The sequence below is a fragment of the Saccharothrix mutabilis subsp. mutabilis genome (assembly GCF_039521145.1).
Classification (GTDB): Bacteria; Actinomycetota; Actinomycetes; order Mycobacteriales; family Pseudonocardiaceae; genus Actinosynnema; species Actinosynnema mutabilis.
Window position 1 is genome coordinate 315,529 of sequence record NZ_BAAABU010000001.1, and the last position, 23,502, is coordinate 339,030.

The window sequence follows — 23,502 nt, forward strand, 5'->3', positions numbered from 1 at the left end:
TCCACGGCCGTGGCACTGCGTGAGGCGACCAGGGCGGACGTGCCGGCGATCGGCGCGCTGATGCGGCGGTCCGTGCTGGAGGTGTTCCCGCGGTTCCACGACGAGCGCGCCACCGCATCCGCCGCGCGCCACCTGACCGTTCCCGACACGGTGCTGATCGACGACGGCACGTACTACGTGCACGAGGTCGACGGCGAGGTGGTGGCGTGCGGCGGCTGGAGCCGGCGCGACAAGCTCTACACCGGGTCGGGCCCCGGCGCGTCCGACGACCGCCCGCTGGACCCCGCCACCGAGCCCGCGCGGGTGCGCGCGATGTTCGTGCGCGGCGACTTCACCCGGCGCGGGCTGGGGCGGGCGATCCTGTCCCGGTGCGTGGCGGCGGCGCGGGAGGCGGGCTTCCGGTCGCTGGTGCTGATGGCGACCCTGCCGGGCGAGCCGCTCTACCGGTCGTTCGGGTTCCGCGAGGTGCGGCGGACGCTCGTGCCGCTGCCCGACGGCGTGGTGCTGGAGGGCGTGGAGATGGGCTACCCGCTCACCTGATCCGGCAACGGCTCGTCGGCGGTGTAGGGCGGGGCCGGGTCGTACTGGATCGAGCGGCGGACCTCGCGCGCGTGGTCGCGGCCGTGCAGCCGGCCCACCAGCCACAGCGCGCTGTCGATGCCCGCCGACACGCCCTGGCTGGTCACGAGGTCGCCGTCGACCACGTACCGGGCGTCGCGCACGACCGTGACCTCGCCCAGGTCCTCCAGTTCCCGCTCGTGCTGCCAGTGGGTGGCGACCCGCCGGCCGCGCAGCACGCCCGCCGCGTGCAGCAGGAACGCGCCCGTGCACACCCCGACCACCCAGGTCGCCCGGGTGCGGGCGATCCAGTCGGTCACCACGGGGTTGCGCGACTGCACCAGCCGCGCCCCGCGCCCGCCCGGGACCAGCAGCACGTCCAGCGGCGGGTGGTCCTCCAGGGTCCGGTCGGGCAGGACGCGCAGCCCCTTGGCGCAGCGCACCGGGTCGGGGCGTTCCGAGATGAGCACGGCCGTGTCGCCGGCGGCGCGGACCAGCCCCGAGGCCGTGAACACCTCCCACGGGCCGACGAGGTCCAGCTCCTCGGCCTCGTCGAAGACCAGCAGTCCGTAGGTGGTCATCACCCCTCCGATCCGGGTCGGACGATCATCAGCACGACGACGACCGTCCAGAGGACGTTGTAGACGCCGACGAGCCCGGACAACGCCTTGAGCTTGCTCGCGTCGCCGGGGGTCTTCAGCGCGGCCCGCTGGCGCGGGTGGATCTGCAGGGCCAGCAGGAAGCCGGCCGCGGCGGTGAGGGCCATCGCGAGGATCACCCAGATCTCGCCCATCCGGCCCTGCACGGACGCCAGGACGATGCCGACCACGGGCACGACGACACCCGCGATCGCGTAACCGCCGGTCACCCGGTGCAGCAGGGCGGCGACGGCGGGGTTGCGCTCGCTGTTCTCCGGCGCGGGCGAGACCGGCGCGTACCTCGGGAACAGGCTCGCGGCGACCGCCGAGCCGCCGACGAGGACGATGCCGGCGACCACGTGGATCGACAGCAGGACGTGGTGCACTGCGACCTCCAACCTTCAAGTTGCCTGAAGCCTAGCGCATGCTTCAGGCAACTTGAAGGCAGGTCGGCTGGCAGGTGGTTCAGAAGGAGAAGGTCGCGCGCACCACCTCGCCGACCTTGCGCTGGGCCGGGTCGGCGTCCGGGCCGAAGAGCCGCTCGTCCACTTCGGACACCTTTTCGCGGGCGGACGCGAGCAGGCGGGTGCCCTCGGGGGTGAGTTCGATGGTGGAGGCGGAGCCGGCGCGGGCGGTGCGGTCCTGCACGAGCCCGGCGGCGACCAGCGCCTTCACCGCGCCGTGCACGGACTGGACGGAGATGCCCGACATCCGGGCCAGGTCGCTGAAGGACGCGCCGGGAACGCCCGAGATGTGCCCGAGGAGCCCGAGCCTGCTCACGGTCAGCTCCAGCGGGGCCAGCGCGGCGTTCAACTCGGCCTCGACCCGGCGGGCCAGCGTCAGGACGACGATGGACGTGCTGGGCACGGGCGGCTGCGGCGGGTCGTTCGGGGAGGTCACGGCGGTATTTTCGCGCACCCGCGCGAGCCGGTGGGGGAGGTGCGGCGCGGGTGGAGGGGTGGCGCAGGTGGGACGGTGCGGCGCGGTGGGGGAGGTGCGGCGCGGGTGGGCGGGGTGCGGCGGGGGAGGTGCGGCGCGGGTGGGCGGGGCGCGGCGGGGGAGGTGGGGTGCGGCGGGGTGGGGTGCGGCGGGGTGGGGTGCGGCGGGGTGGGGTGCGGCGGGGTGGGGTGCGGTGGCGCGGGTGGGCGGAGGGGGCGTGGCGCGGGTGGTGCGACCGTGCCACGCCCCCGAAGCCTCACATCGCGGCGGCGGCCCGCTTGATGGCGTCGCGGATGCGGCAGTAGGTGCCGCAGCGGCAGACGTTCTCGATGGCGTCGATGTCCGCGTCCGTCGGCGTCTTGGTCTTCTTCAGCAGCGCGGCGGCGGCCATGATCTGGCCCGGCTGGCAGAAGCCGCACTGCGCGACGTCCTCGGTGATCCACGCCTCCTGCACCGGGTGCAGGTCGTCGCCGTCGGCCAGACCCTCGATCGTGGTGACCTTGCGGCCCTGGCACTGCGACACCGGCACGGTGCACGGCGTCACCGCCGCACCGTCGAGGTGGCTGGTGCACGCCTTGCACACGCCGACGCCGCAGCCGTACTTCGGGCCGGTGATGCCCAGGTGGTCGCGCAGCACCCACAGCAGCGGGGTGTCGGCCGGCACGTCGACCGCGACCTGGTCGCCGTTGACGGAGAACCGGTAGGTGGGCACGGGAACTCCTCAGAAGTTGATCGGGAAGCTGCGGGGACGGGTGCGGGTCGCGCGGGCGTAGGCGTTGGCCACGGCCGCCGCCGCGGCGGGCACGCCCAGCTCGCCCGCGCCGCCGGGCCGGCCGTTGGCCGGCATGACGAACACGTCGAGCTTGATCGGCGCGTGCTTCTGCCGCGCGTAGTGGAAGTCGCCGTAGCTGCCCTCCCGCACGCGCCCGTCGTCGATGTGCGCGCCGGCCTGCAACACCGTCGAGATGGCGTCCATCAGGCCGCCCATCATCTGCGCCTTGAGCCCGGTCGGGTTGACCGGCAGGCCGACGTCCACGGCGATGGTCGCCCGGGTGACGCGCGGCGCCTTGGGGTCGCGCGCGTCGATCTCGACCAGGCACGCCGTGGCCGACCGGTACTCCTCGTGCACGCCGACGCCCTGCGCGTGCCCGGCGGGCATCGCCTTGCCCCACTGCCCTTCCGTCGCGACCTTGGCCAGCACCGCCTTGACCCGCGCGGACTTCAGCATCTGCGTGCGGAACTTCACCGGGTCGCGGCCCAGCTTCGCGGCCAGCTCGTCGACCACGATCTCCTCGGCGGTGCGCAGGTTCGCCGAGTACACCGACCGCCAACTGCCGGTCGGCACCGGCATCGGCACCTCGCTGAGCACCTGTGTGACGACGCCGAAGTGGTACGGGCAGGTCGCCGACAGCTGGAAGAACAGCAGCCCGTCGGCGGGTCCGGACACCGCCGCGCCGCTGGCCGAGATGATCTCGCCGAACCCGTGCTTGAGGTCGGTCTCCACCGCGGCCATGCGGTGCTCGAACGCCTGCACGTCGCCGAGCAGGTGGGTGGCGCGGATCTTGTGGTGCGAGGCGGGGCGCAACCGGCCGTGCTTGGTGTCGTCCGCCCGAGTCCACATGAGACGGACGGGCTTGCCGATCTTCTTGGACACCACGGCCGCTTCCAGCGCCGGGTCCCAGAACAGCCGCCGCCCGAACGACCCGCCGGCGCGCGACACGTGCACGGTCACCTTGTCCACCGGCAGCCCGACCGCCCGCGCGATCTCGTTCTGCGCCACGATCGGCGACTGGCACGGGAACCACACCTCGGCCCGGTCGGGCCGCACGTCGGCGACCGCGCCGAGCACCTCCATCGGCGCGTGCGGCACGAACGCGAAGTCGAACTCCGCGTCCAGCGAGCTGGACAGCAGCCCCGGCACCACCAGCGGCGCCACGGCCTGCCGGAGCTTGGACCGGATGGTGGTGTCGGACAACCCGACCGCCGGACCGTCCTTCCAGGTGATCTTCAGGGCGTCGCGAGCCTTCAACGCGATGTCGAACGACGTGGCGCTCACCGCGACACCGGTGTCGATGCGGGTCACCGCGACCACGCCGCGGATCGCCCGCGCGGCGGTGTCGTCCACCGACACCACGGTGCCGCGGATCGTGGGCGGCCGGGCGACGACCGTGGCCAGCGCGCCCTCCACCTCGACGTCGAGGGTGTACTTGGCCTTGCCGGTGACGATGTCGCGCGCGTCCACCCGGCCGGTCGGCTGCCCGACCAGCTTGTAGTTCTTGGCGTCCTTGGGCAGCGCGGCCACCGGCGCGGAGGTCGTGGTGGCGGCCTCGACGGCCAGCTCGGCGAAGGTCAGCGTCCGCCCGTCGGCGGCCACCACCGCGGAGTCGCGGGTGCTCAGCGCGGACACCTCGACGCCCCACCGCTTGGCGGCGGCGGTGACCAGCCGGCCGCGCGCGGCGGCGGCGATCTGGCGGACCGGCTCCCACAGCGTGCGCATGCTGGTCGAGCCGCCGGTGAACTGGTTCCACAGCAGGCTCGGCGTGGCGTCGGCCAGCTCGACCCGCACGTCGGCGAGCTTCGCGTCCAGCTCCTCGGCGATCAGCATGGCCACCGCCGTGGTGATGCCCTGCCCGGACTCGGCGCGCGGCAGCTCGAAGACGACCGTGCCGTCCTCCTCGACGCGCAGCGCCATGGTCCACGCGGTGGGCCGGCTCGCCAGGGTGATCACGTCGCCCAGGTCGAGCAGGTCGGCGGGCTGCGGGAGGCTGGGCAGCGCCTGGGCGTCGGTGGCGTCGTAGCCGACGTAACCGCCCACGGCCAGCGTCGGGGCGGCGATGGCGAAGGTCAGGAATCTGCGCCGCCCGATCCCCGGCTTGCGGTCGGTCGGGGGATCCGCCCGGTTGATCTGCTCGCCGGCGCCGGCCATCCGAACTCCTTGTCAGACTATTGCAGGGTGTTTGCAGGGGGTGCCGCCAATAAACCGTCGACATTCGCACGCCGAGCACCGGAGTTTTGTGCGGATCCGCCAGGTCAGCGGGCTGCGAGAGTCGAAAGAGAAACCCTCTCACGTTTCGCCGGGACTACACGGACAGGTGCGATCGACGGTCCGGGACAGGGGTCAGCGTCCCTTTGGCCGTGGTTCCGCGACACTCTAGGTAACCCCAAACGGGTAGATCCATCCGCCGTTCGGAGTAACTGGGGGTATACGGGTAGTCAACCACGTGTACTACCTACCCTGGGGTAGCTACCCCCTTGCGAGATCTGCTATAAAAACCCACGCACACCAGTCCAGCGCATCACCACAAATGAGCCGCAGGTGACTTCGGGGCACCTGCGGATGCCTTGTCGGCTGTTGTCGGGGTTATTTCCGCTCGTGGCGGCGTGTCCAGTCCGCGCGTCCGCCAGTTCGTTGTCGTCCGATTCCGCGATCCGGTGATGGCGAGTCGCCCCGCTGCGTGCCGACGATCCGGGGAAGGTTGAAGAGACGACGTCCATGCGCACACCGAAGCGGCTGCGGGGATCGGGCACGATCCAGTCCCGCGTCCTGGCCATCGCCCTCATCCCCTCGATCGCGATCATGGTCGTGGGTGTCGTCCTGTCCGCTTACCTGGCCTACCAGGGGATCAGCACGCGCAACTTCGCCGACAACGTCCGCAGCTCGCTGGGACCCAGCTCGCGGGTCATCCAGGCGGTGCAGGAGGAACGCCGGCTGACCACCATCCAGCTCAACGACCCCGGCGCGGACCGCAAGCGCCTGGCCGAGCAGCGCGGCGCCGTCGACACCGCGCTGGTGGAGCTGTCCGCCACCGTCGAACGGCTGGCCGAGGACGCGCCCGACGAGCTGCGCAAGCCGCTGCAGCTGCTCGGCGACGCCTCCCGCGACCTGCCCCAGATGCGCCAGCGCGCCGACTTCGGTGCCGTCACCCCCGGCCAGGTCTACGACTTCTACGGCGACCTGATCGACTTCGTCGGCCTGGGCGTGCAGGGCATCGCCCGCTCGGCCACCGACGGCGAGGTCGCCTTCGAGCAGACGATCAGCTCCGAGCTGCTGCGCTCGGTGGAGGCCCAGGCCCGCTCGCACGTCCTGGTCGAACGCGCGATGACCCGCGGCCTGGACGAGAAGGAGTACCACGAGCTGGCCCACCAGATGGGCACCTACCACGAGCTGATCGAGACCATCGTGCCCCGGCTGACCGACCAGGAGCGCACCGACTACACCAACCTCAAGGGCACCGACGACTGGAAGACCCTGGTCGCGGGCGACGACAGGATCATGGCCAAGGGGCCGGGCAAGCACGCCCCGGACTTCGACGTCGAGGCGTGGGAGAACGCCAACAAGACGGTGTCGGAGAACCTGCTCAAGCTCTACGCCGCCCACTCCACCTACGCCGCCGACCTGGGCACCAGCCGCGGCGGCGCGGTGCTGACCGCGTCGCTGACCGCGGGCGGGGTCATCCTGCTGCTGGCCGTCGCCGCGATGCTGATCGCCCTGCGCCAGTCCCGCTCGCTGATCCGCAGGCTCACCACGCTGCGCAAGGACACCCTGGAGGTGGCCGAGCACAAGCTGCCCGACGTGGTCGCGCGCATCGGGCGCGGCGAGCGCGTCGACGTCGAGGCCGAGCTGCCGCACTTCGACCACGGCGACGACGAGATCGGCGAGGTCGCGCGGGCGTTCGAGAAGGCGCAGCGGTTCGCGGTGTCCGCCGCCGCCGAGGAGGCCGAGACCCGCCAGGGCGTGCGGTCGGTGTTCCTCAACATGGCCCACCGCAACCAGGTCATGGTGCACAAGCAGTTGCAGGTGCTGGACAAGGCCGAGCGGTCCGAGGAGGACCCCGACCAGCTCGCGCTGCTGTTCCAGCTCGACCACCTGGCCACCCGCAGCCGCCGCAACGCCGAGAGCCTGATCATCCTGGGCGGCAAGCGGCCCGGCCGGCAGTGGCGCAACCCCGTGCCGCTGCTGGACGTGGTGCGCGGCGCGGTGTCGGAGACCGAGCACTACAGCCGGGTGGACACCGGCGCGCTGCCGGAGGTGAAGCTGGCCGGCGCGGTCGTCGCCGACGTCATCCACCTGCTGGCCGAGCTGGTCGACAACGCCACCGCGTTCTCCCCGCCGGAGACGCACGTGGACATCGTCGCCACCCGGGTCGGGCGCGGCGTGGTCATCGAGATCGAGGACCAGGGCCAGGGCATTCAGGAGGAGCGGCTGGCCGAGCTGAACCGCCGGTTGTCCAGCCCGCCGGACTTCGGCGTGATGGCGCTGACCGGCGAGACCCGCATCGGCCTGTTCGTGGTGGGCCAGCTGGCCAACCGCAACGGCATCAAGGTCGCGCTGCGCGAGTCGATCTACGGCGGTGTGCAGGCGGTCGTGCTGCTGCCCAACGACCTCATCGCCGAGGAGAACCCCGTGACGCCGGCGGAGGAGACCGCGACGCTGACCCCGGTGTCCACCGCGCCGCCGCCGCGCCGGGCCCCGCTGGACCGCCGCACGCCCGGTGAGTCGCTGGCCACGCGCACGTCCGGTGAGTCGCTGGCCACCCGCACGCCCGGCGAGTCGTTGGGCAGCCTGTCCGGGTCGCTGCCGATGGCCGAGCGCGCCGCCGAGCCCGCGTCCTTCGCCGAGCCCGCGCCGGAGCGGTCGCGGACCGGGTTCGCCGCGTTCCAGCAGGGCGTGCAGCAGGCGCGGGGTGAGGGTTCGTGACGGTCGCCGCCGGGGGAGGGGTGCCCGCGTCGTGACCGACGACGAGCACGCGTGGTACGACCAGGACGCCGGCCCGCTGGTGCGCCCGTACCAGGTCACCCGCGGGCGGACCAAGCCGGCCGGTCCGCAGCTGGACCTGATCACGCTCGTCGTCGCGACGGGCTTGCAGCCGCACGGCCTGAACCCGGAGTACGCACGCGTGCTGGAGGTGTGCGCCGTGCCCCAGTCGGTCGCGGAGATCTCCGCCAAGGTCGGGCTCGCGCTGGGCGTGGCCCGGGTGGTGATCAGCGACCTGCTCGAACGGGACTTCCTGATGTTCCGCTCGCGGACGATCTCCGCGATGCCGGACCTGGAGATGCTCCAGCGGGTGCTGGAGGGGATTCGCAGGCTCTAGAGCCCTCGTCCGAGGGTTGAGCACAGTTGGGAACGCGGGGCCCGCCAGCCCCGCGCACGGCGTAGGAGGCCGCGATCCGCACACGCACGGTTGCCGTTCTGACCCTGGCCGCCGCCCTCACGGGCTGCGGGCAGGGCGGCGCGCAAAGCACCACCACCACCTCGACCACCCCGTCCACGCCGTCGTCCTCGGTGGCGTTGCGCGGCGGTGGCCAGTTCGCCGCGTTCACGCCGGAGGGCGCGGCGATCACGTACCACCCGGAGCTGGTCCCGGCGGGCTCGTCCGCCGAGGTCGTCGTGACGACGTCCGGCTCGGGCGTGGTCACGGAGCTGAAGGTCACCGGCCTGCAGCCCGGCCGGGCCTACGGCGCGCACGCGCACGTCAAGGCGTGCGGGGAGAAGGGGGAGGCGGCCGGTCCGCACTTCCAGGACAAGGCGGACCCGGTGACCCCTTCGGTCGATCCCGCCTACGCCAACCCGCGCAACGAGATCTGGCTGGACTTCACCACCGACGACAAGGGCGCCGGCACCGCGAAGTCCACTGTGGACTGGCAGCTCGCCGACCGGAGGCCCGCCTCGGTCGTCATCCACGAGAAGACGACGGCCACCCACGCCCAGCACGCCGGCACCGCCGGTGCGCGCCTCGGCTGCGTGACGCTGAAGCAGCCCTGACCCGGGCGGTCGTGAACCGCGACCCCCGCGAGGTCGGACCGGCCTCGCGGGGGTTGGCCAGCTCTGCGGGGGTTTGGCCGGCCTCGCGGGGGTTTGGCCGGCTCTGCGGGGGTTTGGCTGGCTCTGTGGGGGTTTGGCCGGCTTTGTGCGGGTTTGGCTTGTTTTGCGGGGGTTGGGCCGTGGTCGGTGCGGGGTACTCGACGCTTCAACAGAGCAATCTCGTGCTGGCGCACGGGGTGGTTCTTCGGGTGATACTGGACGGGTCGGGACCCCGCGCGCGGAGGTGGCTGGTCATGGGCTTGAGGGACCGTGAGAAACGCGCGCTCGACGAGATCGAGCGCAACCTCGCCGCCGAGGACCCTCGCCTGGCCACCCGGTTGGCCCGGATGCGGCCCGGCCGTCGGCTCACCGGCCGCCTGGCGGTGGGGGTGGCGCTGACGGTCGTGTACCTGCTCGGGTTGACCGTGGTCGTGTTCGGCGTGACCACGGGGTCCGCCGCGCTGGTGGCGCTGGGCGCGGTCGTGGCCGCGGTGTTCCCGGTGCTGCTGGTGGTCGACGCCGTGCGTGCCGGGCGGCAGCCGGACCCGTACACGGTCGCTGAACGGACGCCGTCGATCGGATAGCGCGCGTGTGGCCGGCGCGCGTTGGTCGGTCGGTTGGCGCGCGTCGGTTGGCTGGCGTGGGTCGGTTGGCTGGCGTGGGTCGGTTGGCTGGCGTGGGTCGCGCAGGGTGACACCCGAAAGGGTGGCCGACTCTGGCATTCGGGGGCGAAGAGGGGCAGAGTTTTTCGATACCCCGTCACCCTCCACGCGCGCGAGGCAAGCCATGTCGAGAGTCGTCGCAGAATCCGTCGAGGCCCTTCCCCGTTCCGGCGGCCGTCGGACGATCGCGGTGGGCGTGGACGGTTCCGAGGCGGCGGCCCGTGCGCTGGACTGGGCGGTTGAGCACGCCGCCGCCAGTCGGGCGGAACTGGTCGTGGTGGGCCGGAGCCAGTCGGTGGATCGGGCGCTGTCGGTGGAACGGGCGCGGGTGGTGGATCGGGCGCGAGTGGTGGGGCGATTTGTGCCCGGGGGGCCGGACGAGTTGCGCGCGTTGGAGTGCGACACCCTGGTCGTGGGGTCGCGCGGAGAGCCGTTCCACGGCCTCGCGGCGGCGGCCGAGAACCCGGAACGGCAACTCGTCGTGGTGCGCGGCCTGCCCCGCCTGGCGACCGGCGTGGTGACGGCGGCGGTGGGCGGCGTCTCGGACCGCGCGGTCCTGCGCGCTGCGGCCCAGGTCTGCCGCGCCCGCGCCGCCAGGCTGCGCCTGCTGCACCTGCACCTGCACTTCGGCGGCGTCGCCGAGGTCGGCGAACCGGACAACACCCCGTTGCGTCACGCAACCAAGTACCTGCGGGCGATCGCGCCGGACCTGGAACCGACCAACCTGCTGGACCGCCGCGCGCCCCATGAGGCGTTCGGCGCGCCCTCGACCGACCTGTTGATCATCGGGCGCGGGTATGGCGGCTCTGTTGGCCGAGTGGCGAAGACCGCGTTCTACCACTCCGCCTGTCCGGTTCTGCTGGCCTGACTTGTCCTGGCGTGCCCTCAAGAGCGGAGAGCGGAGAGCGGAGAGCGAAAGCGAAAGATCAAAAGAGGCGCTCGCCGCGCGGCAGGCCCCCGGGGGTGGAAGGGCGTCGGTTCGTTCCCCGTACGGCCTGCCGGAGGCAACCACGCTTGGGTCTTCTGCGCAACCGGTGAAGCGTGGTTGCACAGAAGACCCAAGCGTGGTTGGGCTTCGCCCAGGCCGTACGGGGAACGAACCGAGGCCCTTCCTGTGGCTGATAGCCCGGGGCGCCTTCGGCGCGGGGTTAGGCCATTGGGCTTGGGATGGTGGCCACCACGCCGCCGTCGATCACCAGGTCCTGGCCGGTGATGTAGGCGGCCTCGTCGGAGGCCAGGAAGGCTACTGCGGCGGCTACTTCTTCGGACGTGCCCAGGCGGCCCGCCGCCACCCCGTCCACGACGGTGTCGTGGGCGTTCGTCGGCACGTTCTCGTGGTACATCCGGGTCTCGATGTAGCCCGGGCTCACCGAGTTCACCCGGATTCGCCGTGGCGCCAGTTCCGCGGACAGCGTTCGCGCCAGGTTGTGCACCGCCGCCTTGGTGGCCGCGTAGAGCGACGCCCCCGGCATGCCCCGGTGCAGGGTCCACGACGCGTTGATCACGACCGAGCCGCCGTCGGCCAGCAGTGGCAGTGCCTTGGTGATCGTGAAGTAGACGCCCTTGAAGTTGATGTCCACCACGCGGTCGAACTCGTCTTCGCTGACCTCCGGTGCGGGGTGGAAGGACGCGACGCCGGCGTTGGCGAACACCACGTCCAGCCGGCCGAAGCGGGAGTCGATGTCGGTCATCAGGGTGTCCAGGTCGGCCAGGTCGGCGACGTTGCCGGCCACGCCGTGCATGCCCGGCTCCAGCGCGGCGTCGAGTCTGGTCTTGTCCCGGCCGGTGATGACCACTTGCGCGCCCTCCGCGACCAGGCGGCGGGCGACCGCCAGGCCCATGCCGCTCGTGCCGCCGGTGACCAGGGCGGTCCTGCCCTCGAATCGGTTCATGAGCAACAGCTTGTGCGCCACCGAACGAGCTGTGCAGTGCGTGCCTAACCCGGGTGTGCCACCACCACCCTGAGCCGGGACAGCCGCTCCACCAGCTCGGCGGTCCCCGTCCCGGGGCGCGGGTTGTAAAGCTCCAGGTACCAGTCGGGGTGGTCGGTGACGGTCAGCGTGGTGGTGTCGAACAGCAGCCGTCCCACTTCCGGGTGGTGCACCGCCTTCACCGCCTGCGCGGGCACGCCCACGTCGTGTCGCGCCCACAACTCCGCGAACTCCGGGCTCACCGCCGTCAGCTCCGCCACCAGGCGGTGGAACTCCGGGTCGTCCGGGGTGCGTGCCGCCTCCGCGCGGAAGGACGCGACGACCGCCGGCGCGACCGACGCCCAGTGCTCGTAGGGCTCCCGGTACCTGGTGTTGGTGAAGAACGAGATCATGCAGTTGTGGTCGGTGTCGTCGTACCCGAGCACGGCCCGCGTGCCGTCGTTGATGGCCAGCAGGTTCCGGTAGCGGTCGCGCAGCAGGGCCGGGCGCGGTGACCACGCGTCCACCAGTCGCCGCAGTTCGGGCGTGACCTCGCGGTCCTTCCGCACGGTCCGGGGCGGGTTCAGGCCGGCCAGCACGTACAGGTGCTCGCGCTCCGCCTCGTCCAACCGCAGCGCGCGGCCGACGGCGTCGAGGACCTCGCCGGACACGCGGATGTCCCGGCCCTGCTCCAGCCACGTGTACCAGGACACGCCGACCCCGGCGAGCACGGCGACCTCCTCGCGCCGCAACCCGGGCGTGCGCCGCCGGCCCGCCGACGGCATGCCGACGTCCTCGGGGGTGATCCGCGCCCGCCGGGCGCGCAGGAACTCGCTGAGCTGGTGCCGCCGTGCCGTCGTCGATCCATTGGCCACGGATCCAACGTTAGCCCGCGAGGACCCGGTCCAGCGCCCGACGGGTGCGCGCGTGGGCGTCGGGGGAGCCGAACAGCTGGATCTCCTGGTTCAACGCCAGGAACACTCCGAACACCTCGAACGCGACCTGGTCCGGGTCGGTGCCGGCGGGCAGGTCGCCGCGCTCCACGGCGGTGGCTACCTCGGTCGCCAACCGTCGCCGCCACGCGGTGAACAGCCGGGCGACGGCGTCGCGGACCGGGCCGCCGCGCGCGTCGAACTCGATCGCGGCCGTGGTGAACAGGCACCCGCCGGGGAAGGTCGCCCGCTCGGTCTCCAGGTAGTCCGCCCACGTCCCGCACAGCGCGCGCAGCCGGGGCAGACCCGGTTCGACGTGCTCGACCGGCCGCCACACGGTCCGCGTGAACACCTCCGACGCCGCCCGCAGCGCCGCGAGTTGCAACGCCTGCTTGGTGCCGAAGTGCCCCAGCACCCCGGCCTTGCTCATGCCGAGGTCGGCGGCCAGCCGCCCGATGGTCAGGCCCTCCAGGCCGTCGACGGACGCGATCGCCATGCCGCGCGCCACGATGCGCTCGCGGGTGTGCCGGGCCTCGACGGCGGACTTGCGCGGACTCATGTCGACCATCTTAGCTACCGACCGATCGGTTGCTATTGTCGGTTCGACCTTGAGGAGACCACCGTGCCGGGAAGCCGCATCGCCGCCCTGGGCCACCACCAGCCCGCGCGCGTCCTGACCAACGACGACCTGGCGACGATGGTCGAGACCAGCGACGAGTGGATCCGCCGCCGCACCGGCATCGCCACCCGCCGCATCGCCGCGCCCGACGAGTCCGTCACCGACCTCGCCGCCGCGGCGGCGGCCAAGGCGCTGGCCGGCGCGGGCCTCGCGCCCGCCGACATCGGCCTGGTCACCGTGGCGACCTGCTCCGCGATCGACCGGTGCCCGTCGATCGCCGCCCAGGTCGCCGCCCGCCTGGGCATCCCGTCGGCGGTCGCGTTCGACCTGAACAACGGCTGCGCCGGCTTCTGCACGGCCCTGGCCGTCGCCGACCACTCGGTGCGCGCCGGAGCGGCCCGGCACGCCCTGGTCGTCGGCGCGGAGAAGATGTCCGACGTCACCGACTGGACCGACCGCGGCACGTGCGTCCTGCTCGGCGACGGCGCGGGCGCGGCGGTGCTCAGCGCGTCCGACAACGCCGGGATCGGGCCGGTGGCGTGGGGTTCGGACCCGACCCGGGGCGACGCCGTCCGCCTGGTCGACCGGTGGCAGCCGAGGTTCGCCCAGGAGGGGCAGGCGGTGTTCCGGTGGGCCACCGGCGAACTGCCCGCCGTCGCGCGGCAGGCGTGCGAGCTGGCCGGGCTGGCCCCGGCGGACCTGGCCGGGATCGTGACGCACCAGGCGAACCTGCGGATCATCGAGGCCCTGGCGCGTCAGCTCGACCTGCCGGAGGGCGCGGTCGTCGCGCAGGACGTCGTGGAGTCGGGCAACACCTCCGCCGCGTCGGTGCCGTTGGCGCTGTCCAAGCTGGTGGACCGGGGCGACCTGCCGTCGGGCGCGCCGGTGCTGCTGTTCGCGTTCGGCGGCGGACTGTCGTGGGCGGGTCAGGTCGTCACGGTTCCGTAAGCGCGTAGAACTGCTCATGCGCCGGACCCCGGCGCATGAGCAGACTCGGCGGCATGACCGAGATCGACCGGCGCCGGACGCTGGGGCTTGCCGGGTTCCTGCTGCCGAGCGCGTTGCTGGTGGCCCTGTACTTCGCCTACTCGTCCGACACCTTCGCCTCCTGGGGCTGGCTGGGCGGCGAGTACGCGTACGCGTTCATCGGCGTGGCCGTCGGCGCGATCCTGCTCGGGTGCGTGGTCAAGCTGGTCCGGCTGGACAAGCCCGGCGGCGCGTTCGGCACGGGGCTGGTCCTCGGCGGCGCCCTGGGCGTGCTGGTGGTGGTGGCGTTCATCGTGGTGTTCCTCGTGGCCTGGTCCCGGATGTGATCAGGCGAAGTCGACCCGCATCACCACCCGGCGCGGCGTCGGGTGGGCGACCTGCGTGAACCCGGCGTCCTCGAAGACCTGCCGCACGCCCACGTGCGTCTCGCCCCACGTGATGTGCTTGCCCGGCGGGACGACCATCGGGTACGCCTCGACCGCCCGAGCGCCGCTGTCCCGCGCGTGGTCGAGGGCCGCGCGGGCCAGCGGGTAGGTCAGGCCACGACCCCGGAAACCCTTGCGCACGACGAAACACGTCACGACCCACACGCCGGCGTCGTCCTTGTCCTCGTCCCGACCCGTCCACGGCACGCGCAAGCCCCGCAGCTTCGGGTACGCGGTGCGCGGCTCGACCGCGACCCATCCCGCCGGCTCACCGTCCACGTAGGCCACCAGGCCGCTGGTCGCCGGCGCGTCCGGCTCCCCGCACGCGGTCTGCTCGTAGAGCCGGTCGACGCGTTCGTCCAGGGTGGAGTCCCGCCACATCCACCCGACCACCTTGAACCGCTGGCACCGGCAGCGCCCGGCGTCGGCGGTGCCGAAGATCGCGTCGATGTCCTCCGGCGAGGCCGTGTTGGCGGGGACGATCTCCGTGCTCACCGCGGCGGGTCCTCTCCGACCAGGCCGTCCACCGCTTCCCGCATCAGGTCCGCGTGACCGGTGTGCCGGGCGTACTCGTCGTGCAGGTCGCACAGGATGCGCCGCAGGTTGGGCCGAGCGCCGTTGCCGTAGACGTGCGCGGACAACCGGTCCAACCCGCCCTCGGCCAACGCCGCCGCCCACGCCTCACGCGACCGCTCCACCGCCGCCCGCCACCGCGCGTACAGCTCGCTCGCGTCGTCTTCGGCGGCGGAGGTCCACTCCCATTCCTCGTCCGGCGCGGCGTCCCACGGCGGCGAGATCGGCCGGCCGAGCAGGTCGAGGTCCGTGCGCTGGTCCTCCACCCGGGTCAGGTGCTTGAGCAAACCGCCCAGCGTCATGGCCGACGGCGGGTGGGGCCTGCGCAGCGCTTCGGCGTCCAGCCCGCCGACCTTCCAGGCGAACTGGGCGCGGGAGCGTTCCAGCGCGAAGAGCATCATCTCCACCTCGCCCGCCGTGAGCGACGGTTCGTGGATCGCGGTGTCGCCGTTCATGACCCGCACGTTAAGCTGGGTTCCGGACGTTCTGCTTCCGGAACAGGCGAACCATGTCCCCCACCGCTCGCGCCCTGCTGGCGCTGGAGCTGCTCCAAGCCACCCCGGGCATCACCGCCGACCGCCTGGCCGAGAAACTCGGCGTGTCCGAGCGCGCCGCCCGCCGCTACGTGGGCATCCTGCGCGAGGCCGGCGTCCCCGTGGAGTCCGAACGCGGCCCGTACGGCGGCTACCGGGTGGGCCGAGGCCTGCGCCCACCCCCGTTGATGTTCACCGCCACCGAGGCGTTGGCCCTGGTCATGGCGGTCTTGGACGGCCACCACGACGCCGGAAATCCAGAGGACCCGGTCGGCAGCGCCCTGGGCAAACTGATCCGCGCCCTACCGGATCCAGTGGCGGCCCAAGCCCGGGAAGTCCGCCGCACCACGGCCCCGGCCCCCGACCGAGCCGCCGCCCGCCCAGCCCCAGAAACCACGACAACTCTGGTGCGGGCCTGCGCGACCCACCACGCCGTCCGCCTCGACTACCGCTCCGAGTCGGGCAAGGAATGGACGACGGACGTGGACCCGTGGTCAGTGGTGGTCCGCCACGGCCGCTGGTACCTCCTGTGCCGCTCACACGACTCGGACACCCGCCGCGCGTACCGCATAGACCGAGTCCAGAAGGTCACCACCCTGGACACGACCTTCACCCCACCCGCCGACCTGGACCCGGTGGCGGAGTTGGAAGACCACTTGGCCAGTGGCTGGGAGTACCAGGTGGAAGTACACATCAACGCACCGCTGGCCCGGATCGCGGAGTGCATCCCGCGCGTCCTGGGCCGCCTGATCGAGCAGGACGACGCGACGACCCACCTGATCGGCAGCACCAGCAACCCGACCTGGTACGCGGAACAACTGGCGACCATCCCGGCCCCGTTCAAGGTGGTGCACTGCCCAGAACTACGCACCGCCCTGACCACTCTGGCCCAACGCCTGAAGGCAAGCGCCGACTAGCCCGCAAGCGGGCAGCCCACCGGAGGGGACACAACCCAACCCGGGCTTCTTGCTTGTGTCCTCTCCGTATGGCCCGCCCGAAGGGCTACCACAGATTTTCCGGGTGCAGCCGAATTTTTTGTGAGGAACGAGCAAAAAATTTAGCGGCACTCGGAAAATCTGTGGTTGGCTTTGCCGGGTCATGCGGAGAGGGCACAAGCAAGAAGCCCCCGCCTTGGCAGTTGTGTCCATCTCTGGTGGCTCGCCCGCCGGCGAGGCTCTTTACGCTTTGAACTCGCGCTTCGCTGCTCAAGCCCACGCTTCGCGGGTCCAAACAGGACACGCTCCGCGCTCGCAAGCTCGAACGCGCTCCGCGCTCCGCGCTCCGCGCAAGCAACTCAAACGCGCTCCGCGCTCCGCGCTCCGCGCAAGCAACTCAAACGCGCTCCGCGCTCCGCGCAAGCTCAAACGCGCCTCGCGGCTCCCAAGATCACCCGGCGACGCCGACTAAACCCGCTCCAGCACCACGATCGGAATCACGCGCTCGGTCTTCTCCTGGTACTCCGCGAACACCGGCGAGTAGGCGACCATCCCGGCGTACAGCCGATCCCGCTCCGCCCCATCCTCGATCACCGTCGCGACGGCCTCGAACGTCTCCTCGCCCACCTCGACCGTCACCTTCGGTGTGGCGACGATGTTGTGGTACCAGGCCGGGTGCTTCGGCGCGCCCGCGTACGACGCCGCGACCACGTACCGCTCGCCGTCGCGCGTGTAGGCCAGCGGCGAGACGCGCTCCTGTCCCGTGCGCGCCCCGACGGTGGTCAGCAGCAGGAGGTTGCCGCCCTCGAACCGGCCCCCGACCTTCCCCCCGTTGGCCCGGAACTCGGCGACAAGCCGCTGGTTGAACTCGCCCACGCCCTCGGCCATGCGGTCACGTTCCTCTCGTAGTTCGGTGTCTCCCGAACAATCATAGGCGACATGGATCACACGGTCCGCCCCATGGGACGCAGTCCGGAAACTCAGGGCCGCCCGCAAGCAACGGCAAGCACCCGCAAGTACCCGCGAGTCAGCCCGGCGTCCCCGTCAGGTAACGCTGGAGCGTCGGCCCGATCCACGCCACCAGCTCGTCCCGGCTCATCGCCACCACCGGCGGCAACCGCAGCACGTACCTGGTCAACGCGATCCCCAGCACCTGCGTGGCGATCAACCCCGCCCGCGTCCCCACCCGGTCCGGCGCGACCTTCGCCACCACCGGCCCCAACTGGGTCGCGAAGATCTCCCGCATCCGCTCGACCGCGGTCGCGTTGGTCACCGCCGCCCGCAGCAACGCCATCAACGTCTCGTCGCCGTCCCACCGGTCGACCACGTGCCCGGCCAGTCGCCGACCGACCTCCTCGACCGGCAGGTCCGTCACGTCCGGCAGCCGCAGGTCGAACTCCGCCGCCGCCGCGAACAGCTTCTCCTTGTTGCCGAAGTACCGCATGACCATCGACGGGTCGATGTCCGCGTCGGCCGCGATCGCCCTGATGGTGGCGCGTTCGTAGCCGTCTTCGGCGAACCGCTCGCGGGCCGCCGCGAGGATCGACTCCTTGGTCGCGGCCGAGCTTCGGGGCTTGTCGGAGGCCATGCCAACGAGTGTAGGCCAACAAGTGTTGACATCGCCACCACGGTCGCGCCACACTCATGCCAACACACGTTGGCAAACAAGCGTTGGCAAAGGGGGAGTCATGAGCGGGACGACCGAGGTGCTCGTGGTCGGGGCCGGACCGACCGGGTTGCTGCTCGCCGGGGACCTCGCGGAGGCGGGCGTCCGGGTGGTCGTGCTGGAGCGTCGCGACGGGCGGGTGTCGAACCTGTCCCGCGCGTTCGGCGTCCACGCCCGCACGCTGGAGCAGCTCGACGCGCGCGGCCTGGCCGACCGGCTGGTGCCCACGGGCGCGGCGCTGGACAAGGTCCGCCTGTTCGGCGGGGTGGAGGTGGACCTGGGCGCCCTGCCCAGCCGGTTCCCCTACCTGCTGATCACGCCGCAGTACAACGTCGAGAACCTGCTGCGCGAACGGGCGCTGCGAGCCGGCGTCGAGATCGTGCACAACGCCGAGGTCAAGGGCATCGCGCAGGACGCCGACGGCGTCACCGTCACCACCGCCGACCGGACCTACCGCGCCGCCTACGCGGTCGGCGCGGACGGGTTCCACAGCGCGGTCCGGGCCGCGCTCGGGCAGCCGTTCCCCGGCCGCTCGGTGCTGAAGTCGATCATGCTGGCGGACGTGAAGGTGGCCGAGGCGCCCGCCGACCTGCTGACCGTCAACGGCGTGGGCGACGCGTTCGCGTTCATCGCGCCCTTCGGCGACGGCTACTACCGCGTGTTCGCCTGGGACCGCCGCCGGGCCGTCGCCGACGACGAACCGCTCACCCTGGACGAGGTCCGCGAGGTCACCCGGCGCGCACTGGGCACCGACTTCGGCATGCACGACGCCCGCTGGCTGTCGCGGTTCCACAGCGACGAGCGGCAGGTGCCGGACTACCGCGTGGGCCGGGTGTTCCTGGCCGGCGACGCCGCGCACGTCCACTCGCCGGCCGGCGGCCAGGGCATGAACACCGGGTTGCAGGACGCGGCCAACCTGAGCTGGAAGCTCGCCGCGGTGCTGCGCGGCGCGCCCGACCGCCTGCTCGACACCTACCAGGCCGAACGCCACCCGGTCGGGCGCGCGGTGCTGCGCAGCAGCGGCGGCATCATCCGGGCCGCCATGATCAAGTCGTGGGCCGGGCGGGCGGTCCGGGGAGTCGTCGGCCGGGTTGCGCTGGCGGTGCCCGCCATCGCCCGCAAGGCCACCGGGCAGCTCAGCGGCGTCGGCTACACCTACCCGCGGCCCGCCGGCGCGCACGAGCTGGTCGGCACGCGCGCCGCGGACGTCCCGGTGGGCGGTCGCCGCCTGTACGAGGTGCTGCGCGGGCAGAAGTTCGTCGTGCTGGGCGACGTCGACGTCACCGGGTGGGAGGACCGCGTCGAGGTCGTCCCGGGCGCCGGCGGCCCGCTCGTGCTGGTCCGCCCGGACGGGTACGTGGGCTGGGCCGGCGCCGACCCGGCCGGGCTGCGCCGGGCCCTGGCCGAACTGGTGGGAACCCGCTGAACCGGGGTACCCGGGGTGTCCGGAGTGGATGGACCCGACGAGGAGGGCGTGTCGTGGAACGGGAGAGCACCCAGCACGGTCCCGCGGTGGACGACGAGCTGAAGCACGAGGTGGAGGACTCGCTGCGGGCGGGCGGCCCGACGCACGCGGAGGAGTTCCGCGATCCGGAGATGCCCGACGCGGAGGAGTCCGGCGACCTGGGCCTGGACCCCGGCCGCCGGGCCGACCCGCCGACCGCCTAGCGGTCCCGGCTCTGGTCGATCGCGATCGAGCCGAGGACCTCGTCGAACGAGCCGTAGACGCCGTCGGGGACCGAGCGCAGCGCGTGCACCGTGTCCTCGTCGGCGTTGTTGCGGGATGCGTGGTCGGCCAGTTGCGCCTTGTCCGCCGGGTACGCGACGTCGCTCAGGGCGGTGCGCAACCGGTCGACGGTGGTCGTGTCGGTCATGCCGCCCGACTACCCGGGAGGGGTCGGGGTAAACGCCGCCGGCAGCGGGCACCCCGGTGGCATGGACGTCGACGTGAGGGAAGACCTGCGGCGGTTCGTGCTCGACCGGCTGGCCGAGGACGAACGGCGGCTGGCCGAGGACGGGACGACCGCGCTGGACGACGCCGAGGGCCGGGGCCGGCTGCGGATCGTGCGCGCCGACGACGGCAAGGGCCTGCTGCTGCTCCCGGGCGCCAGTGACGAGGACCACGCGCCTGTGCCGTTCGCGGAGAAGGCGGCGCTGTTGCGCGACGAGTTGGAGGCCGGCGCGGACGACGACACCCTGCGCCTGCTCGCCACCGCCTACGACACCCACCACGCGTGGCAGGAGGAGTGGCGTCCGCAGCTGGGCTAGCCGGGCGGCCGGGGGTCAGGAGGCTTCCGGGCGGGTGTCGCCCAGCACGGCGGCGGCGGCCATCGCCGGGTCGGGCCGGACCGTGACCAGCGTGTCCACCTCGGTCGCGGCCAGGGGGCGCAGCACCGTGGGCTGAGTGGCGGCGATGCCCAGCGGCACGCCCAGCCGCCGCGCGTGGTGTTCGGCCTCCACGAGCATGGAGATGCCGGTCGAGCCGAAGAACACCACCTGGCGCAGGTCGATCACGAGGACCGTGGGTCGGGTGTCGAGCAGCCGCGACACTTCGGCGCGCAGCCGCGGTGACGTGGCCATGTCCACCTCGCCGACCACTTCGAGCACGACGACGCCGTCGGACTCGGCGGTCGTCACCCGCAGCGCCCGGTCGAGTTCAGGTCCCGTCATCCCCGTCGCTCCCCGCCGTGAAGTCGCGAGGACCCGTCCCGGACTGGCCGCTCAACCGGGATCGTTCCTCACGGTGACGCCTTCGTGTCCGCTTCGAACGTACGACCGGTGCGGCGATCCGACAAGCCGACCCGCTGTCACGCGGTCCGCGACAACTCCGCGGTGCTGTAGGTGCGCAGCCGCACCGAGAGGTCCCCGACCCGGCGTGGCGCGGGCAGCGACACCGCGGCGCCGTGCCGCACCTGGTCCAGCCAGGCGGCGACCACGTCGGGCGGCGGCAGGACGTCCCCGCCCAGGCGCGCCCGCACGACGAGGTCCTCCCCGCTGTGCGTCTCGACGGCGGCGGCCCACCCGTCCCGCTCGTCCCACACCAGCGCCAGGTCGCGGTCCGGGAAGCCGGGCAGGTGGCCGTCCACCGCGACGTAGGCCGACGCCGGCCGCTCGGCCTGCACCAGCGAGCACTCGCCGCTCAACCCCAGCGCCTGCGTGACGCGCCGGACGTACTCCCGCAACGCCCGCGTCGCCGCTTCCTCGAAGTCCCAGCTCATCGCCAACCGCCCTCATTCCACCAACCGGGGCGCCGACTGTTTGACGCACCGCCCAGATACCCCAACCGGGTGACCGTCCAAACCCGCCTCTCGCGGAACCGATCACGAACGGGCGGAAAACCGCAGGTCAGGGCGATCGTCGAGGGCGGCGCCCGCCCGCCTGCTCAGGCGCCCAGGGCCTGCGCGCCCACCGGCGACCCGGCGACCCCGGTGGCCGCGCGCACGAACGCGGCGACCGCCCGTGACCGCGAGTTGCGCGGCCACGCGACCGACAGCGTGAACGGCGACAGGTCGGTGACGGGCCGGTACGCCACGCCGGGGCGCGGGTGGCGGCGGGCCAGGGAACCGGGCAGGAACCACACCATGCGGCCCAGCTCGACCATGTTGAAGATCTCGGCCACGTCCCGGGGCCGGAACCCGGTGGTGGTGGCCGTGCCCGTGCCGTCCTGCTCGGCGGGGGAGCCGTCGGGCAGCACGCGCCCGGCGAAGTCGGCCAGCCGCAGGTCCGCGCGGGCCGCCAGCGGATCGCCGACCGCCAGCGCGACCACGCGGGTCTCGGTGACCAGCGGTTCGAAGTCCAGGTCGGCCGCGTCGACCGGGCCGGGCAGCAGGGCCACGTCGGCGCGGCCGTCGCGCAGCGCCACCGCCTGGTCGCCGCGTCCGCCCAGCACCGGTTCGACCGGCGGAAGCCCTTCTGTCCGTTGGTACTCCGCGAGCACCGCCGGCAGCAGCCCCGCGTCGAAGTCGGCCTTGAGCGCGAGCCGCAGCGCCGGCGTGGGACGGCCCGCGTGCCGGGTCCGGCGGGCGGCGGCGCCGACGGCGTCGAGCGCGGCGCGGCCCTCGCGCAGCAGGACCTCGCCGGCGGGGGTGAGCGCCACGTGCCGGGTGGTGCGGTCGAGCAGCCGCACGCCCAGGCCGCGCTCCAGCTCCCGGATCGCCCGGGACAGCGGTGGCTGCGCCATCCCCAGCCGCCGCGCCGCCCGCCCGAAGTGCAGCTCCTCGGCGACGGCCACGAAGTAGCGCAGCTGACGGACCTCCAGGTCGTCCATACCCGCACGGTATCAACGCGGACCGGATCGGTCCTTCAGTCGCGCGGGTCCCGCCGGTTGACTCGACGCCGTTGTGCCCCAACCACTTTCCGAGGAGAACAGCGTGATCGTCGTGACCACACCGACGGGCAACACCGGCCGCAGGGTCGTCCGCGGCCTGCTCGACCGGGGCGCACCCGTCCGCGTGATCGCCCGCGACCCGTCCCGCCTGCCCGACGACGTCCGGGACCGCGCGGAGGTCGTCCGGGGCTCGCACGCCGACGCCGAGGTCGTCGCCAAGGCGTTCGCCGGGGCGGAGGCCGTGTACTGGGTGCCCGCGCCGGACCGCCGCACCCCCGACGTCCAGGACGCCTACGTCGGGTTCACGCGGGCGGCGGCGCGGGCGTTCGCCGAGCGGGGCGTGCGGCGGGTCGTCGGCGTCTCGGCGCTCGGCCGCGGGTCGGCCCTGGCGGGCGAGGCGGGCCTGGTGACCGCGTCGCTGGCGATGGACGACCTGATCGCGGGCACGGGCGTGCGCTACCGGGCGCTGACCATGCCGTCGTTCATGGACAACGTGCTGCGCCAGGTCGACCCGATCCGGGACCACGGCGTGTTCGCCGACATCGTGTCCGGCGACCGCGCACTGCCCATGTGCGCCACCCGCGACATCGCCGACGTGGCCCTGGGCCTGCTGCTGGACGACTCGTGGCAGGGCCGCGCCGACGTCCCGGTGCTCGGGCCGGAGGACCTGTCCCACGACGAGATGGCCGCGATCATGACCGACGTCCTGGGCCGGCCGGTGCGCTACCTGCGGGTGCCCGAGGACGCGTTCCGGGCGCGGCTGACGGCGGCCGGCATGTCCGAGCCGTTCGCCGACGGCATGGTGGCGATGATGCGCGCGAAGGACAACGGCCTGGACAACACCGAACCCCGCACACCGGCGTCCACGACGCCCACCACGTTCCGCCAGTGGTGCGAGGAGGTCCTCAAGCCCGCTATCGGCTGACTCCAGACCGAACGGTCAACGACACAGGGTGAGTGTGTGCTCACCTGAAGTTGCCGTGAACGCCACGGCCG

General features: G+C 72.6%; 29 protein-coding genes. 13 read left to right on the forward strand and 16 right to left on the reverse strand.

Annotated elements, in window-relative coordinates:
• Nucleotides 1–9: 9 nt before the first annotated feature.
• A complete protein-coding gene (locus ABD126_RS01460) occupies nt 10–540 on the forward strand; it encodes a GNAT family N-acetyltransferase (protein ID WP_343931712.1) in 531 nt (176 codons plus the stop codon).
• Here the strand turns inward: ABD126_RS01460 and ABD126_RS01465 are convergent.
• The 5 genes from ABD126_RS01465 to ABD126_RS01485 form a co-directional block, all read right to left on the reverse strand.
• Nucleotides 525–1,139 carry a DJ-1/PfpI family protein gene (locus tag ABD126_RS01465; RefSeq protein WP_343931713.1) on the reverse strand — a complete coding sequence of 205 codons (615 nt, stop codon included), beginning with the start codon at nt 1,137–1,139 and terminating at the stop codon, nt 525–527. The two genes, ABD126_RS01460 and ABD126_RS01465, sit on opposite strands and share 16 nt — an antisense overlap.
• On the reverse strand, nt 1,139–1,582 hold the full coding sequence (locus tag ABD126_RS01470; protein WP_343931714.1) for a hypothetical protein: 444 nt from the start codon (nt 1,580–1,582) through the stop codon (nt 1,139–1,141). The genes ABD126_RS01465 and ABD126_RS01470 overlap by 1 nt, the downstream gene beginning before the upstream one ends.
• 79 nt (nt 1,583–1,661) lie before the next feature.
• Nucleotides 1,662–2,096 carry a MarR family winged helix-turn-helix transcriptional regulator gene (locus ABD126_RS01475; protein ID WP_343931715.1) on the reverse strand — a complete coding sequence of 145 codons (435 nt, stop codon included), beginning with the start codon at nt 2,094–2,096 and terminating at the stop codon, nt 1,662–1,664.
• Nucleotides 2,097–2,391: 295 nt separating this feature from the next.
• Complete coding sequence (locus ABD126_RS01480; RefSeq protein WP_343931716.1) at nt 2,392–2,847, reverse strand: (2Fe-2S)-binding protein; 456 nt, start codon at nt 2,845–2,847, stop codon at nt 2,392–2,394.
• A gap of 9 nt (nt 2,848–2,856) precedes the next feature.
• A complete protein-coding gene (locus ABD126_RS01485; RefSeq protein WP_343931717.1) occupies nt 2,857–5,061 on the reverse strand; it encodes a molybdopterin cofactor-binding domain-containing protein in 2,205 nt (734 codons plus the stop codon).
• Between the two features lie 567 nt (nt 5,062–5,628).
• On the opposite strand from ABD126_RS01485, the gene ABD126_RS01490 reads away from it, so the two are divergent.
• The 5 genes from ABD126_RS01490 to ABD126_RS01510 all read left to right on the forward strand — a co-directional run bounded on the left by ABD126_RS01490 (nt 5,629) and on the right by ABD126_RS01510 (nt 10,467).
• Nucleotides 5,629–7,833 (forward strand): sensor histidine kinase, encoded by a 2,205-nt coding sequence (locus tag ABD126_RS01490; protein WP_343931718.1) that lies wholly within the window; start codon nt 5,629–5,631, stop codon nt 7,831–7,833.
• A gap of 31 nt (nt 7,834–7,864) precedes the next feature.
• Nucleotides 7,865–8,227, forward strand: coding sequence for a DUF742 domain-containing protein (locus tag ABD126_RS01495; RefSeq protein WP_343931719.1), 363 nt, complete (start codon nt 7,865–7,867; stop codon nt 8,225–8,227).
• Nucleotides 8,228–8,418: 191 nt separating this feature from the next.
• Nucleotides 8,419–8,898 carry a superoxide dismutase family protein gene (locus ABD126_RS01500; protein WP_343931720.1) on the forward strand — a complete coding sequence of 160 codons (480 nt, stop codon included), beginning with the start codon at nt 8,419–8,421 and terminating at the stop codon, nt 8,896–8,898.
• A 293-nt stretch (nt 8,899–9,191) separates the two neighbouring features.
• Nucleotides 9,192–9,521, forward strand: coding sequence for a DUF3040 domain-containing protein (locus ABD126_RS01505; protein ID WP_343931721.1), 330 nt, complete (start codon nt 9,192–9,194; stop codon nt 9,519–9,521).
• 202 nt (nt 9,522–9,723) lie between these two features.
• Nucleotides 9,724–10,467: a universal stress protein gene (locus ABD126_RS01510; protein WP_343931722.1), complete on the forward strand. Its 744-nt coding sequence runs from the start codon at nt 9,724–9,726 to the stop codon at nt 10,465–10,467.
• Between the two features lie 280 nt (nt 10,468–10,747).
• Here ABD126_RS01510 and ABD126_RS01515 read toward each other — a convergent pair whose 3' ends face one another.
• From ABD126_RS01515 to ABD126_RS01525, 3 genes are read right to left on the reverse strand one after another with little or no spacing between them, the layout of a single operon-like run.
• Nucleotides 10,748–11,491: a glucose 1-dehydrogenase gene (locus tag ABD126_RS01515; RefSeq protein ID WP_343931723.1), complete on the reverse strand. Its 744-nt coding sequence runs from the start codon at nt 11,489–11,491 to the stop codon at nt 10,748–10,750.
• A gap of 44 nt (nt 11,492–11,535) precedes the next feature.
• Complete coding sequence (locus ABD126_RS01520) at nt 11,536–12,384, reverse strand: helix-turn-helix transcriptional regulator (RefSeq protein WP_343931724.1); 849 nt, start codon at nt 12,382–12,384, stop codon at nt 11,536–11,538.
• A gap of 10 nt (nt 12,385–12,394) precedes the next feature.
• A complete protein-coding gene (locus ABD126_RS01525; RefSeq protein WP_343931725.1) occupies nt 12,395–13,000 on the reverse strand; it encodes a TetR/AcrR family transcriptional regulator in 606 nt (201 codons plus the stop codon).
• A gap of 63 nt (nt 13,001–13,063) precedes the next feature.
• Between ABD126_RS01525 and ABD126_RS01530 the strand changes: the two genes are divergently transcribed.
• Both ABD126_RS01530 and ABD126_RS01535 read left to right on the forward strand, forming a co-directional pair.
• Nucleotides 13,064–14,008, forward strand: coding sequence for a beta-ketoacyl-ACP synthase III (locus tag ABD126_RS01530; RefSeq protein WP_343931726.1), 945 nt, complete (start codon nt 13,064–13,066; stop codon nt 14,006–14,008).
• Nucleotides 14,009–14,061: 53 nt separating this feature from the next.
• The gene (locus tag ABD126_RS01535) at nt 14,062–14,373 is read left to right on the forward strand and encodes a hypothetical protein (RefSeq protein WP_343931727.1); all 312 of its coding nucleotides are present in this window, start codon (nt 14,062–14,064) and stop codon (nt 14,371–14,373) included.
• Here the strand turns inward: ABD126_RS01535 and ABD126_RS01540 are convergent, their stop codons facing one another.
• Both ABD126_RS01540 and ABD126_RS01545 read right to left on the reverse strand, forming a co-directional pair.
• Nucleotides 14,374–14,967 (reverse strand): GNAT family N-acetyltransferase, encoded by a 594-nt coding sequence (locus ABD126_RS01540; protein ID WP_343931728.1) that lies wholly within the window; start codon nt 14,965–14,967, stop codon nt 14,374–14,376.
• The gene (locus tag ABD126_RS01545) at nt 14,964–15,500 is read right to left on the reverse strand and encodes a mycothiol transferase (RefSeq protein WP_343931729.1); all 537 of its coding nucleotides are present in this window, start codon (nt 15,498–15,500) and stop codon (nt 14,964–14,966) included. The genes ABD126_RS01540 and ABD126_RS01545 overlap by 4 nt, the downstream gene beginning before the upstream one ends.
• A gap of 53 nt (nt 15,501–15,553) precedes the next feature.
• Between ABD126_RS01545 and ABD126_RS01550 the strand changes: the two genes are divergently transcribed.
• Nucleotides 15,554–16,495 carry a helix-turn-helix transcriptional regulator gene (locus tag ABD126_RS01550; RefSeq protein WP_343931730.1) on the forward strand — a complete coding sequence of 314 codons (942 nt, stop codon included), beginning with the start codon at nt 15,554–15,556 and terminating at the stop codon, nt 16,493–16,495.
• A gap of 486 nt (nt 16,496–16,981) precedes the next feature.
• On the opposite strand, the gene ABD126_RS01555 is transcribed toward ABD126_RS01550, so the two are convergent.
• Nucleotides 16,982–17,401, reverse strand: coding sequence for a nitroreductase family deazaflavin-dependent oxidoreductase (locus tag ABD126_RS01555; RefSeq protein WP_343931732.1), 420 nt, complete (start codon nt 17,399–17,401; stop codon nt 16,982–16,984).
• Nucleotides 17,402–17,540: 139 nt separating this feature from the next.
• The gene (locus tag ABD126_RS01560) at nt 17,541–18,101 is read right to left on the reverse strand and encodes a TetR/AcrR family transcriptional regulator (RefSeq protein ID WP_343931733.1); all 561 of its coding nucleotides are present in this window, start codon (nt 18,099–18,101) and stop codon (nt 17,541–17,543) included.
• A gap of 100 nt (nt 18,102–18,201) precedes the next feature.
• On the opposite strand from ABD126_RS01560, the gene ABD126_RS01565 reads away from it, so the two are divergent.
• Together ABD126_RS01565 and ABD126_RS01570 are read left to right on the forward strand one after the other, a co-directional pair.
• Entirely contained in the window at nt 18,202–19,605 is a 1,404-nt protein-coding gene (locus tag ABD126_RS01565) for an FAD-dependent monooxygenase (protein WP_343931734.1), read from the forward strand.
• Between the two features lie 53 nt (nt 19,606–19,658).
• A complete protein-coding gene (locus ABD126_RS01570) occupies nt 19,659–19,847 on the forward strand; it encodes a hypothetical protein (protein WP_343931735.1) in 189 nt (62 codons plus the stop codon).
• Here ABD126_RS01570 and ABD126_RS01575 read toward each other — a convergent pair.
• A complete protein-coding gene (locus tag ABD126_RS01575; protein ID WP_343931736.1) occupies nt 19,844–20,053 on the reverse strand; it encodes a DUF2795 domain-containing protein in 210 nt (69 codons plus the stop codon). The genes ABD126_RS01570 and ABD126_RS01575 overlap by 4 nt on opposite strands.
• 61 nt (nt 20,054–20,114) lie before the next feature.
• Between ABD126_RS01575 and ABD126_RS01580 the strand changes: the two genes are divergently transcribed.
• Nucleotides 20,115–20,447 (forward strand): hypothetical protein, encoded by a 333-nt coding sequence (locus ABD126_RS01580; RefSeq protein WP_343931737.1) that lies wholly within the window; start codon nt 20,115–20,117, stop codon nt 20,445–20,447.
• A gap of 15 nt (nt 20,448–20,462) precedes the next feature.
• Here the strand turns inward: ABD126_RS01580 and ABD126_RS01585 are convergent, their stop codons facing one another.
• From ABD126_RS01585 to ABD126_RS01595, 3 genes are all read right to left on the reverse strand, one after another.
• Nucleotides 20,463–20,849, reverse strand: coding sequence for an STAS domain-containing protein (locus ABD126_RS01585; protein WP_343931739.1), 387 nt, complete (start codon nt 20,847–20,849; stop codon nt 20,463–20,465).
• A 137-nt stretch (nt 20,850–20,986) separates the two neighbouring features.
• Nucleotides 20,987–21,397, reverse strand: coding sequence for a DUF6292 family protein (locus ABD126_RS01590; protein WP_343931740.1), 411 nt, complete (start codon nt 21,395–21,397; stop codon nt 20,987–20,989).
• 164 nt (nt 21,398–21,561) lie between these two features.
• Entirely contained in the window at nt 21,562–22,446 is an 885-nt protein-coding gene (locus ABD126_RS01595; protein WP_343931741.1) for a LysR family transcriptional regulator, read from the reverse strand.
• Nucleotides 22,447–22,519: 73 nt separating this feature from the next.
• On the opposite strand from ABD126_RS01595, the gene ABD126_RS01600 reads away from it, so the two are divergent.
• Nucleotides 22,520–23,431 (forward strand): NAD(P)H-binding protein, encoded by a 912-nt coding sequence (locus tag ABD126_RS01600; protein ID WP_486374848.1) that lies wholly within the window; start codon nt 22,520–22,522, stop codon nt 23,429–23,431.
• The last annotated feature ends 71 nt before the right edge of the window (nt 23,432–23,502 follow it).